At 50.2% G+C, this 12,605-nt stretch carries 13 protein-coding genes; 4 read left to right on the forward strand and 9 right to left on the reverse strand.

The window, feature by feature from the left end; translation table 11 throughout:
• Window positions 1–20: 20 nt before the first annotated feature.
• A complete protein-coding gene (locus AC1S5B_RS06860; RefSeq protein ID WP_482034935.1) occupies window positions 21–215 on the forward strand; it encodes a hypothetical protein in 195 nt (64 codons plus the stop codon).
• Here AC1S5B_RS06860 and AC1S5B_RS06865 read toward each other — a convergent pair.
• A complete protein-coding gene (locus AC1S5B_RS06865; RefSeq protein WP_482034936.1) occupies window positions 175–477 on the reverse strand; it encodes a hypothetical protein in 303 nt (100 codons plus the stop codon). The two genes, AC1S5B_RS06860 and AC1S5B_RS06865, sit on opposite strands and share 41 nt — an antisense overlap.
• 143 nt (window positions 478–620) lie before the next feature.
• Window positions 621–1,295, reverse strand: coding sequence for a Uma2 family endonuclease (locus tag AC1S5B_RS06870; protein ID WP_482034937.1), 675 nt, complete (start codon window positions 1,293–1,295; stop codon window positions 621–623).
• A gap of 176 nt (window positions 1,296–1,471) precedes the next feature.
• Between AC1S5B_RS06870 and recJ the strand changes: the two genes are divergently transcribed.
• Together recJ and AC1S5B_RS06880 are read left to right on the forward strand one after the other, a co-directional pair.
• Complete coding sequence (recJ, locus tag AC1S5B_RS06875; protein WP_482034938.1) at window positions 1,472–3,532, forward strand: single-stranded-DNA-specific exonuclease RecJ; 2,061 nt, start codon at window positions 1,472–1,474, stop codon at window positions 3,530–3,532.
• A gap of 95 nt (window positions 3,533–3,627) precedes the next feature.
• Window positions 3,628–4,410, forward strand: a complete 783-nt coding sequence (locus AC1S5B_RS06880; protein WP_482034939.1) for an alpha/beta hydrolase — start codon at window positions 3,628–3,630, stop codon at window positions 4,408–4,410.
• 11 nt (window positions 4,411–4,421) lie between these two features.
• Here AC1S5B_RS06880 and AC1S5B_RS06885 read toward each other — a convergent pair whose 3' ends face one another.
• From AC1S5B_RS06885 to phoU, 6 genes are all read right to left on the reverse strand, one after another.
• Window positions 4,422–5,576 (reverse strand): DUF4350 domain-containing protein, encoded by a 1,155-nt coding sequence (locus tag AC1S5B_RS06885; RefSeq protein WP_482034940.1) that lies wholly within the window; start codon window positions 5,574–5,576, stop codon window positions 4,422–4,424.
• Window positions 5,573–6,166, reverse strand: coding sequence for a DUF4129 domain-containing protein (locus AC1S5B_RS06890; RefSeq protein ID WP_482034941.1), 594 nt, complete (start codon window positions 6,164–6,166; stop codon window positions 5,573–5,575). Before AC1S5B_RS06890 ends, AC1S5B_RS06885 begins: the two co-directional genes overlap by 4 nt.
• Before the next feature lie 87 nt (window positions 6,167–6,253).
• Complete coding sequence (locus tag AC1S5B_RS06895) at window positions 6,254–7,711, reverse strand: tetratricopeptide repeat-containing S1 family peptidase (protein ID WP_482034942.1); 1,458 nt, start codon at window positions 7,709–7,711, stop codon at window positions 6,254–6,256.
• 53 nt (window positions 7,712–7,764) lie between these two features.
• On the reverse strand, window positions 7,765–8,613 hold the full coding sequence (locus AC1S5B_RS06900; protein ID WP_482034943.1) for a S1 family peptidase: 849 nt from the start codon (window positions 8,611–8,613) through the stop codon (window positions 7,765–7,767).
• Window positions 8,614–8,859: 246 nt separating this feature from the next.
• Window positions 8,860–9,546, reverse strand: a complete 687-nt coding sequence (locus AC1S5B_RS06905; RefSeq protein ID WP_482034944.1) for a COP23 domain-containing protein — start codon at window positions 9,544–9,546, stop codon at window positions 8,860–8,862.
• 318 nt (window positions 9,547–9,864) lie between these two features.
• A complete protein-coding gene (gene phoU, locus AC1S5B_RS06910; protein WP_482034945.1) occupies window positions 9,865–10,518 on the reverse strand; it encodes a phosphate signaling complex protein PhoU in 654 nt (217 codons plus the stop codon).
• A 350-nt stretch (window positions 10,519–10,868) separates the two neighbouring features.
• Here phoU and AC1S5B_RS06915 point away from each other — a divergent pair, with 350 nt between their 5' ends.
• On the forward strand, window positions 10,869–11,900 hold the full coding sequence (locus tag AC1S5B_RS06915) for a hypothetical protein (protein ID WP_482034946.1): 1,032 nt from the start codon (window positions 10,869–10,871) through the stop codon (window positions 11,898–11,900).
• 19 nt (window positions 11,901–11,919) lie between these two features.
• Here AC1S5B_RS06915 and clpP read toward each other — a convergent pair whose 3' ends face one another.
• The gene (clpP, locus tag AC1S5B_RS06920; RefSeq protein ID WP_482034947.1) at window positions 11,920–12,525 is read right to left on the reverse strand and encodes an ATP-dependent Clp endopeptidase proteolytic subunit ClpP; all 606 of its coding nucleotides are present in this window, start codon (window positions 12,523–12,525) and stop codon (window positions 11,920–11,922) included.
• Window positions 12,526–12,605: the final 80 nt, after the last annotated feature.

Here is a 12,605-nt window from a genome sequence, read left to right on the forward strand (position 1 = left end):
ACTAGCTCGAAAAATTAGGAATGTTGCCCCAACGCGATCGCTCTACTTCCGGTTCTCAATCCACCATTCCCCTCAACCTACTGCCCGACACGCAGCAAATTCTGCTAGCGATCGCCGAGTCCCAATCCTCTAACCCAGAAGGCGTTCCCCTCGATTTACTCGTCACCCTTCTTGTTACGAATCTTTGGGCACCTGCTCAGAAGATTTCCGGGTGAGCAGATACAACAGCGGCGAGAACGAACCGACCAGGATAGTTGCCACGATCCACGGCACAGCGTTGCGTCCGGTGGCTTTGGCATCCTGCCACATCCAAACACTGACCAATACAAGGGCAATAACTAAGTCCACAAAAATCTGGGCAGACCCAAAACTACTCACAATCGATGAGAAGATTCCCAAAATTCCGTCCGTCCAAACCGCAACGGCAGTCAGTCCTCCAAACAGAATTAGCGTAATCACAATAAGAACACGATTCATCAAAAGACCCTCTAGCTACTGGAATGATTGGCGAACAAGATAAGCAGCGGTAGATGAACTGGGGCATCACTAAATTTCTCCTCTGTCCGCTTCATCGATTATGCGATCGCGCTACTCGGAAAGTAAGCCATCGATCCTTATGGTTACAGCGTATTGTTTTGATTTTGCAACCACAGACGTAGCTCATGGATTAGGCTGTTGTGATTCGTGGATTGTTTGCCGCGCTCCAGAAATTTTTCAAGGATCTCCACTGAAAGTAGTGGGAAGGTTGAGCTATATTCACACTCAACATATGTCCCCTGGCGCAACTGCAAAATTGCCAAACCCTGACGGTTATAGCGCCAGATTTCTGGTGCACCCATGACTTTGTAGATGTTTAAGCGCGATCGCGATGAACTGGTGATATCTACTTCAACAACTAAGTCAGGTGGAAAATCTTGTGGAGGAGCGTCATCTTCAGGATTCACTCGATCAGCATTCTGGATATAGAAGCAAGAATCTGGCTCAACTCCTTGTTCCATGGCTTCATAGTCAAACGTTGTTGATCCGAGAGACAGGACACTCATCCCTAGTTCTTCTGTCAATGTTGTGATAATGCGTTCTAATAGTCGATTAATCAGTTCATGTAATTTTGATGGCATCTTAATCTCTAGGGAGCCGCGATCGTAGGAGAGTCGAGCAGAGCGGTGTTCTCCCATATCGGACAGGAGAGCCTGATAGGTTTGCCAAGTAACATTTTGAAGAACCACAAAGGGAAGTTGTAGAACTCCTCCATCATCCGAAGGAAGACGATTAATAGTTTGTGCAGCTTTACTCATCAGGGATTACCTCGTAAGGCGATTGCTCGACTGCGCTCCGACTTTTTATTCACCTAGATAGTAAGTCTTTATCTCTTCCTCTGTAGTCCATCTATTTACTTTATCTTTCTTTGCAAATTTAGCGGCATCCTTGGGCTTGCATCGGGTAGGTTTAAGCAGAGCTAATTTTCCAATTTATGACTGACTCATCTACTGCTATTCGGTTAATCAATTCGTCTGCTACTAAGGTGCCTGACCAGCGCTGGCAAATTGCGGTGGCTGATGCTGACTTGGCGACGCAAATTGCCCAAGAAACTGATCTGTCGCCCTTGATGGCGCAAGTGCTGATTAACCGTCACCTGACCACGTTGGAGCAGGTGCAGGCTTTTCTGAGTCCCGAATCGCAATATCTGTCTTCGCCCCTTGCCGATTTTCCCGATTTGCCCCTCAGCCTGGAACTGCTGATTAACGCGATCAATACTCGCCAGCGGATTGCGATTTGTGGGGATTATGATGCCGATGGGATGACGAGTACGGCGCTGTTGCTGCGGGCACTGCGATCGCTCGGTGCCCAGGTAGACTACGCCATTCCGAGCCGCATGGCAGAAGGGTATGGCATTAATAAGCGGATTATTGACGAGTTCTATGAAGAAGGGGTGAGATTGCTGATCACGGTGGATAACGGCATTGCCGCCTATGACCCGATCGCCCACGCGCGGGAACTAGGCATTACCGTGATCATCACCGATCATCACGATTTGCCGCCGCTGTTGCCGCCTGCCCATGCCATTCTCAACCCTAAAATGATCGCCGAAACTTCGCCCTATCGCGGCGTGGCGGGGGTTGGGGTTGCCTATATTTTGGCAAAGGCTTTGGCGCAAAGCATGGGCAGTTCTAGCGATCTGATCGATTCATTGCTGGAGTTGTTTACTCTGGGCACGATCGCCGATCTGGCACCGCTGACGGGCGTGAATCGTCGCTGGGTGAAGCAGGGCTTGCAGGGATTGGCAAAATCACGGTTAGCGGGAGTGCAAGCGCTGATTCAGGTATCCGGGCTAAGCAACGAAAAGAACCTGAAACCAGAGGCGATCGGCTTTCGGTTGGGTCCCCGGATCAATGCCGTGGGGCGGATTGCCGATCCGCAGATGGTGATTGAACTGCTGATTACCGATGATGAGGGCGTGGCGCTGGAGCGGGCGATGCAGTGTGAGCAGATCAACCAACAGCGGCAGAAGCTCTGTGAGGAAATTGAGCAGGAGGCGATCGCCCTGTGTGAAAGCGGCAAGGGCGCGAATCAACCCTTTAATATTCAGGAAAACTGGGTATTTTTGGTGGTGCATCCCGATTGGCATCATGGGGTGATTGGCATTGTGGCTTCGCGTTTGGTGGAACGGTACGGCGTGCCTGTGTTCATCGGCACCTATGAAGACGAGACGCGGCAGCACATTCGCGGTTCAGCCCGCAGCATTCCAGAATTTAACGTGTTTGAAGCGCTGGAATTTTGTAAAGACCTGCTGGATAAACACGGCGGACATCGAGCAGCAGGCGGCTTTTCCTTTAAGGCGGAAAATCTGGAAGCCTTGCGATCGCGCCTGCGAACCTTTGCCCACCAAACCCTTGCACCAGAATATCTCAAGCCACTGGTGATTGTAGACGTGGAAGCGACCCTAGCACAGGTTGATTTTAGTCTGCACTCCCAGCTAGAGGCGCTCCATCCCTGCGGCATCGAGAATCCGGATCCGGTGTTTTGGTCGGCGAATGTGCGAATTCACGAGCAAAAAAAGATTGGCAAAGGACATCTCAAAGTTACCCTCAGCCAGGATGAAGGCTTGGGACAATCCGCCAAAAAAATCACCGCGATCGCATGGCGTTGGGGCAATTTTTATCCGCTGCCACCTCGGATGGATATCGCCTATCGCCTTCGTACCAATGAATGGAATGGCGAAGTGTCCCTAGAACTCGAATTGGTGGGAGGGCGTGCTGCCACTGCCGCTGGCGAACGAGCAGAGTTTGTCCAGGGCGATCGCTGCTATGCCTGCCGTTTGGTGGCGATCGATCAAGGCAAAGAACTCCGTATTCGCAATCCCGAAGGCAAGGTGCTAATTGTGCAGCAAGGGCAACGCATCGGGCACCTGACCCATCCCGCGACCGAACCCCTGGAAGTTGATGTCTGCCAGCCCCCCTACTTTGCCCTGATCAAAGCCGCCTTGGATGCATTAGGCATCGAAAAAGCACAGAATGAAAAGATGACAGGATAAGGAGCGCACTTTTGCCGATTCATAATCTTAAAGGAAGAGTTTGAATGGGCTGGAGCAGAATCAGATCGTTACGGATAAGAAAACCCATTAGGCGTATGCTGCAACTCTTCTTGCTGGTCTATCTGGCGCTGAATATCCTTGCCTTTTTCTATGCCGAGCGACTGATTTTCCTGCCGCGCCCTAGAAGCTATCAAGATAGTCCAGAAATTTTGAAGCTCACAACTCCCAGCGGCGAACAAATTTCGGCGCTGTATTTGTCCAATCCGATCGCCACTTACACCGTGCTTTACAGCCATGGGAATGCCGAAGATTTGGGACGGATTCGCCAACGATTGGAACATCTGAAAAACCTAGGCGTTTCCGTATTTGCCTACGACTATCGCGGCTATGGCACCAGTCAAGGCAAACCCTCGGAACAGAATGCCTATGAAGATATTGAAGCGGCGTATCGCTACCTGACCGACACGCTCGGCATTGCCCCGAATCAAATCATTCTCTACGGGCGATCGCTGGGCAGTGGCACCAGTGTAGAAATTGCCAGCCGCAAACCGATCGCGGGATTAATCCTGGAAAGCCCATTTACTAGCACCTTTCGCGTCGTCACCCGAATTGCGATCGTCCCCTTCGATCGCTTCGACAATCTTCGCAAAATCGACAAAGTGCGCTGTCCAGTGTTGTTTCTGCACGGCACCCAAGATGGTCTGATTCCCTTGCGCCACAGTGAAATCTTGTTCAGCCAGGTGCGATCGCCCAAGCAGCTAGTCCCTATTCCAGGAGCCGACCACAATGATTTACTCCAAGTCGCAGGCACTCAATATGATCAGGCGATTCAAACCTTCCTCCAGCAGTTAAACCAAACTTTAATCCCTCAGCCCTAGCTCCCGCTCCTTCATCTTGGAAGCCGCGATCGCACGGTGTTCATGCTTTCTAGCCACTGACTCAGTTCTGGTTCACTGACGCGACGATGACGGGCAGCCGTGCGGAGCAGAGCTTGCAATGGATCGGCGGGTTGCCCAGTTTGGTGTGTCCAAGCAGCGACCAGATCCTCAATGGATAAGGGAATGGTTCCTAAACCCAGGGCTTTTTGAATGTCTAATTGTTCCGCTTTACCTAGGGTTTCTAGGACAAATTCGCTGCCGCCTGCTTTGTGTAAAACGCTCGCAAGTGCCTGAATATATGCCTCGCTGTTGTCTAGGGTTGGAGCTTCCACCCGTTCTGGCAACCCTAATCGGCGATTTTGTCCCCAAATTAGCATGAGCAGAAACGCGATCGCTTGAATGGTCAGCAAGGAGAGCGGCGTTTTCATTAAATAACTCAACAGATTTTCTTCACCCGTCGCATTATCCTTTTGAGCGTCGGTATCTTTGTAGCCATGCAGATATTCATCGACCCAAATGGGATAGCCCGGTTCGGTCACCAGCTTGGCGAGAAGCTCGTAGTTCGCCGGAAAATCTTGATAGGCGTTGGCGGCAAGGTGAGTGGTGATGACTGAAATGAGGCGACCTTTGCCCAGGGTTTTCTGCCAAACGACGGTGCCAAAGGAATCTTTCAGAATGGGGGTGCTGCCGGATGATGGGCGGTAGCGGCGACTGGTGGCAATTCGCACCATTCCCGATGGGCTAGCCACGTCGGAAGTAAAGGGTGCCTGGGTCACGGAGGCATTGGCGATCTCTCCCACTAACACCAACACATTGCCCTGTTCAACCCACGTTTCACTGGCGGCGGATAGTTCTATATCTTTGTCAATCCGCAGTAAGGTGATTGGCGTTTTAGGGAGCGCAATTTTACGGTTCGGTGTGCGGTCAGCTTTATCGACTTCACGGTTAGGTTGAAATAAATCGTCTGTGGGCTGTTGCCACCGTTTCACAGGTCTACCTTGCTCTTGCATATAGGCATACCAAGCACCGTAGCCATCGGGGGATCGACCATAAGTAGAAGCACTCTGGCGATCGGTGCCCATAGGCGCAATCAGCACCGTCAATACAATGATTGCTCCAAGGGCGATCGACAAGATGGCAATTTGGCGGCGAGAGAGGCGCATCATGGCGTTTCTGTCTCCCGATAGGCTTGCTCACAGTTGATAAACTGCGCTTCGGAAATGTCTACCTCACCGAAGCACAACTGCTCATGGGTGCGAAACAGCACCTGGTAAGGGCGTGGATTCGGCTGAGTTTGCAAAAAACGTAGATATTCTCCATCCGTGCGGCTGCGATCGCTGGGTAAGATTTTGCGATCGTCTAGCTGCTGTAACACCGCCATATACAACGCTTGACAGGCGGCACGATAATTCTCCTGTTGGGCATAGGTACGCGATCGCACTACCCATCGGGCTTCAGGTACTAATTCCGTAGAATCTTTTCCAGTAGCATTTTTTGAGCGCTCTCGACCTGGAAATAGATTGGTCAATAAATAAGGACTGAGCAACCGATAGAGTCGCCAACCCACCCACACCGTAAACGCGATCGCGATCGTCCAAAATAACAGCCGAAACACCCAATCGGGCACCGACCAATCCGGCAACTTTCCAGATGGAGGCTGAGCAGAAGTCAACAGCCGTTCAAACCACTCACCCACCTGCTTCTGGAGAAGTTGAACTTGCCAACCAACGCTATTTTTTTCAAAAGTACCGGACATAAGCAAGCTGAAGAAGGTTTAGACGGTGGCAAAAGCACAAATCACTGTGTCCATCATTATGTGCGATTCGCTTACCATTCGTCTTGTTTACCGCAAACCCGCGAGCAGGCGTTGGGCTTCGGGGTTGGTGGGTTGCAGTTGCAGTGCGCGTTGCAGAGACGAGATCGCCTCTGTCCGTCTGCCCAAGGCATTCAAGCTTTTGCTTTGCAAGATCAGGGCAACCGTTAAGTTGGGGTTGAGTTGCAACGATTGGGCAAAGGCGGTAAGAGCTTCCGTGTGTTGACCCAGTTCAGCGAGGGCACGACCCTTACCCATCCAGGCATCGGCAAAGCTGGGATTGATCAACAAGGCGCGATCATAGGACGCGATCGCCTGGGGGTAATCTCGCAAATCTTTGTTGAGCAAATTGCCGCGCATATACCACAGCACATAATCATCGGGCTTGAGTTCCGTTGCCTTATCAAACGAGCCAAGGGCTGCGAGATACTGCTGCGTCGCCCCTAACAACACCGCGCGATCGCGCCATACGCCATACAAATCAGGCTTTAGCTGAATGGTGCGATCATAGGACTCCAGTGCCGCTGTTGCCCGATTCATCGCAAACAGCACATTGCCCCGTTCATACCAAGCAGCGTAAAAATCAGGCTGAAGCTGCACCGCCCGATCCAATGCTGTCAGTGCGGCTGCTAACTGACCCGTGCGATAAAGCTGATTGCCGCGATTCGTCCACTCGATCGCGCTACCACTATTCTCAAACGGGGTCGGTGTTGTAAACGGACGAATGGTTTGCCCTTGGTTTGCAGTGACGCGACTGGGGGGCGATGGATCAATTCGCAAGCCTAAATTCAGTCCCGATTGAGGCAATAGGCGCAAAAAAGTGGCGATCGGAATGCCGGAACTAAAGCCCCGCTTGACTCGTGCTATGCCGCGCTGTCCATCATTTACCGTTTCCCCTTCCGCCAGCCCATGAATGCCAATCACGCGCCCATCCGTATCCAATACAGCGCTGCCACTCATGCCCATTTGCGTAATGTTGCTATAAAACAAGTCATAGCCATCTGGGCGAATGCCTTGGGTTTGAGCAAGGGAAAAGGTGCGATCGCTCAAAAAACCTGCCGTAAACTGCCGCAATCTCGCCGCCGTGAACCCCGCGATAAACACCGTATTAAACCTATCCTCGGACCCATAGGTGGCTAGGGTTGCTGTGCGATAAGTCCGCCGACTGACAAACGGTACGATCGCCAGATCTGCCCCTGCCAACCGAATAATCCGCGAGTAATCAACAGGATGGCGATCGCCCGCCGGAGTCACAATCGTATATTCATCTGGTGTCGCCACCACATGCCGCGCCGTCAGCACATAATACGTCTCCCCCACGCGATCGATGATCACGCCCGAACCCGGATTCACCCCATCAAGCAGCACCGTAATGCCCTCTGCAATCTGCTGTACCTGATTGGCAGAAAGTGCTTGAGCAGGCTGAAGTTGAACTAGGGCGATCGCGCCCGTCAAAAAGACCGTTGAAAGTGAAGTAAAGCGGTTCATAGAGAGTACGAAGTAGTATATTTTGTCACCTGAAACCCGAAACCTGAAACCTGTCACCTTTTCCCATCAAGCCGACACGCCAAAACATTGGTTTTTACGATCGCCGGAGCAAGACAGAGAAACCTATCAATCGGCACCGCCCAGCTAGAACGCACAATCAGCGATCGCTCTGGGTTGGCAGGCTTGGAGCCATCTACAAACACATAGGGATCGCCCCACAACGGATAAGCGTGCAAGCTATTAATGCCGACCACTTCGCCTTTTACATTCAGCACAGGACCGCCGCTCATGCCTTGAAAAACGAGGTTGGTATAGCCCAGTTGGTAGCCGCCCACCAAGGGCTGCTTGGGAATCAGAGAAACCTTGCCCATGGATTGAAAAAATCTATTTTGGCTAGAAGACTCATCCAGCGGATATCCGGCTGAAAAAACTAGGTCGTTGGGAGAAAGGGCATCTGAACGCCCCAGGGTCGCGATCGCATAGTGATTGCCGCTGCGAAATTGCAGAAGCGCCAAATCATTTCCCTGAAAATTTACTTTTTTTTGCAAACTTGCCGGATGAGATCGCTGATCCGGTGTTTGAATCACATAGGGTGTCCCCGGCGTGACCACATGCCGATTTGTCAGCACTGTATATAACTGTCCCTGCTGTCGGATCAAGATTCCCGATCCCCCATTCCGTCCTGCCTTTACCTTCACCGTAATGGCGCGACTGATCGCCTCCAGCGCCTTAGCATCCTGATTAGGCACGAATGGGCTGGGAGCAACAGACCAAGGCAAAAATTGTCCAATGTTTAAGTTAGGACGGAACATTGCCAAAGCGACAAAGGGCGAAGTGGCAAAAGATAAGACAGAAAATTCCTGTCCTAAAACAAGCGCCAGCACGAGAACAGTTTTGATCACGGGGGGTCTCCTAACCTACCGAGCGATCTCTAAAGAGGAGTGAATCAGGGTTGAAGCATCACCATTTGCTGAATCAGATATCCACAGCAAAAAGCCAATTGAGAATTTTGCAAATCATTCAGAGTGTTACACCCTCATGGTTTGAAGCAGGTTTCCGCACTGGTATCACACCCCTAGTGCGGAAGGGCACGGGCAACTCAAAACAGTCTAACGGGGCTGGAACTGTTGCCCCGTGCTTCCTTTTCATTAGCGCAACGCTTGAGTGTAGGGTCTCATGTCAATATATTCACGAGATCCACTCTCAAACAGAGGTCCCGAAGCCCCCACTCGCACATCAAACAGTTGTTGAATAGTACGAGGCACATTTTGACCTGGTTTCAGTGTGAACAGAACCCCTTGGCACGGTCCCCCCATTTGGCTGGCAACACAGACAACGGGCTGATTGTTGACAACGCCAGTGGTGACAAAGTTCAAAATCCCCTGGTTGTAAAAGCGATTAAACCGTTGAGAAACTTCTTGGCAGCGAACCGTAGGATTATACCCAGAGTGGTTAAAGGTATGGGAAACCCACCGGATCAGAGGAATATTCCCAGTGGGAGTATTCACGAAAGTTGTGGGCGCTCCCTGGGAACTTTGTCCACAGAAAAAGTAGTCTCTATTAGAAATCTGGATCGCTGGCTGTGAAGAACCTTCACAAGGGAAGCCACCGGGCGTTGGAACCGCACCGCACTGTGCATTAGAAGCACCCGGAAAAGTCGTAGTAGTAGTAGTGGTGGTGGGAGCAATGGGAACAACGGTTGTCCCCGATGAGCTAGGAGAAGTGGTGACGGTAACCCTAGGGCGTTTGGCAAAGCTGGGTTGGCTGAGGGTTAGCGTCGTGCTAAACGCGATCGCCCCAATACCCATCAATTTCAGATACGAAGTTGACTTCATGGTGATTCTCCGCAAGTTAAACGTGTGATCAAAACCAGGTTCGAGGGGTCGCTAAGTAGGAAAATAAGCAATCACACCATGGCGCGGTGTGTGTTGCCCTATCTCCGACTGGCTAACCCTCGTTCCATTTATCTGAAAACCAAAACCATTTCCGGATAACTTGTGAAGGAAAAATAGAATTTCCGTTACTCAAACGCCTGAAAAAGCCAGAATACGCCGAGTATGGAGAAAAATTGGCTCCTGAAAATTACTGCGTTATGTAAAGAAGTAAAAACGCAAAAGATAAAAATACTTACCCCTCGACGACTGCGATCTCGCCTATCGGTGTCCGGTGACGATATAAGCCACGCGCTTCCCTATATTTGTGGCATGGTCTGCCATTCGTTCTAAATGCCGAATGGTTAGCACTAACAGAACAATCGGTTCGACAACGCCTTGAACATTTTTCTGCTGCGCTAAGGAGTGATAAAGAGTTTCGTAGTCTAGATCTACTGCATCGTCGCGCACTTTTACGGCTAATCCTGATTCTGCATCTAGGTCAGATAGGGCGGCTAAGCTGAGCGCTAACATTGCTCGACAGCGATCGCACATGTGCTTCACCTGCTCCATATCCTTGGGGACGGGATAGGGGAACAGTAAAATTGAAATCTCGCCCAAATCTTCTGCATAGTCGCCAATCCGTTCCAAATCGCGAACCAACTGCATCATGGCACTCAGCAAGCGCAGGTCTTGGGCAACGGGGGATTGCAATGCAATTAGCGTCACACAGTCTTGCTCAATCTGACGATAGAACTGGTCAATTTGCTCATCTTGAAGCGAAATTTGATTAGGAGCCTCTAAGCACCGCTCAAACAGCGCTTGCCGTGCTAGCCAAAATGAGTTTTCAACTAGCGCCCCCATCCGTAAAACATCCCGCTGAATGCGCTTAAGTTGCCGCTCAAACTGCACGCGGGTTGAGCTTGAAGTATCCAATAGTTTGTTTACCCCATGCACTTCAAAGGTCTTTACTGTAGCTCTTTTAAGCCTTTTTTGTAACTAACCGAAGATTTTTTAATAGCTACTCTGTCACTATATAGACCTGCTGTATCAATAGCCATATCGTAGATCACATTTGGGTTTTACCTCGCAGCTCAAACCATTACAAGAAAATTTATTAAGAAAACCAAAACCTGATTGCGTTGCTAATGTCAGGGTTAAATGTCAGGTTTTTATGACAAAAAGCTTGTTAGAGTCGCGGGATGATTGATGCATTGAAAGTGAGCTAGTACGCTACTCTATCTAGCAGCGGTTTTAGAATTTCAGTTATTGTTTGGGTTTTCGTTATGTCTCAGATTGGTGGCTCTCATGGATGGTTTACTCAGTTGCAAAAGCACTATCCTATGGGTGCCTTATTGACTGAGCTAGTGCAAATTCATCAAGAGCGGTTTGTTGTAAAGGCGATTGTGCAGATTGGTGGTGTGGCGATCGCGACTAGCATGGCAGAATCAGCCACTTTAGAAACGGCAGAAGATCAAGCAAGATTCAGGGTTCTAAATTTATTGGGCATTTTAGCGATCGCTCAACTGTCTGATCTTTCGCCAATTGCCTCTGATCCTGTGCCAGCACCGACCAATAGCGATCTATTACCAAAAATTCCATTACCAGAAATTCCATTACCAGAAATTTCGTCTACCTCGATTAGTCAGCCCATAGAGAACGGCTTGCCGATTAACGCGCACCCTAGCCTTGACTCAGAGGCAATTGGACTCCCGGCTCCACTCCCATTACCACAGATGCCATCTCAGATGGCATCTGTGGTGCCTCTGCCAATGCCATCTGTAGTACTGCCTACGGTGCCTATGCCTACACCAGCGGATTCAGATTTATCGATGCCATTTTCAACGTCGCTATTTTCAGAAGAGGCAATGCCGACAGAAGAAGACACTACGGATGATTTTGTGGAAGAGTACTTACCTATCGTGGAAGACGATGGGACTGGGTATGAAGAAGAACCCGAAGATATATTTTCTGAAGATCCCTTAATCCAGATTGAAACAGTTGCCGCGATCGCCCCTACTAATCCAATCAAAGAAAATGATCCCCTAGTTTCGCTGAATTCAAGTAAACCCACAACAGCGATCGCGCCAGAAAATTCAGTCGCCCCTAGTCCGGCTGAGGTGATTGAACCTGATGATCTCTCGACCCTAATTGCCCACACCGATGTCGAAATGGATCGGATTGGGTGGACAAAGCAAGAAGGTCGCGATTATTTGAAGCGCACCTATAAAAAATCAACCCGCCAACGCTTAGACGTGGACGAGTTGATGGATTTTTTGAATTATTTGAGAGCCTTGCCCTCAGTCAATGGAATTTGAGTCACCTAACAGCGATCGCTTAGTTATTAGCGATCGGATGAACCGCAGAAGGACGGCGATCAATCACTTGATCAATCAAGCCATAGTCTTTTGCTTCCTCCGCAGACATAAAAAAGTCGCGCTCGGTATCATCCTGAATTCGCTCTAAAGATTGCCCCGTATGGTCTGCCAGCAATTCATTCAAGCGCTGTTTGTGATACAGAATTTCCTTCGCTTGAATCTCAATATCGGTCGCTTGCCCCTGAGCGCCACCCAACGGTTGGTGAATCATAATCCGAGAGTTGGGTAAGCTCATGCGTTTGCCTTTTTCCCCAGCACTGAGCAAAAATGCGCCCATACTGGCGGCTAGCCCCATACATACCGTGGAAACAGCCGGACGAATTTGCTTAATCGTGTCATAAATGCCCATGCCAGCGGTGACCGACCCACCTGGAGAATTGATGTATAAGTAAATATCTTTTTCTGAATCCTCCGCTTCCAAAAACAGCAGTTGGGCAACAATCAGGTTTGCCAAGTCGGAGTCAACCTGTTGCCCCAAAAACACAATCCGCTCTCTTAGAAGGCGAGAGTAAATATCAAAGGCGCGTTCACCGCGACCAGACTGTTCAATAACGGTAGGAATCATAGCGCCTGCATATAGTGAGTTTCTCCCATTCTACCGATTTGCCGAAAGATGTGAGGCGGAAGGGCAGGTTTCAGGTTCCA

Source organism: Leptolyngbya sp. CALU 1928 (assembly GCF_056784215.1).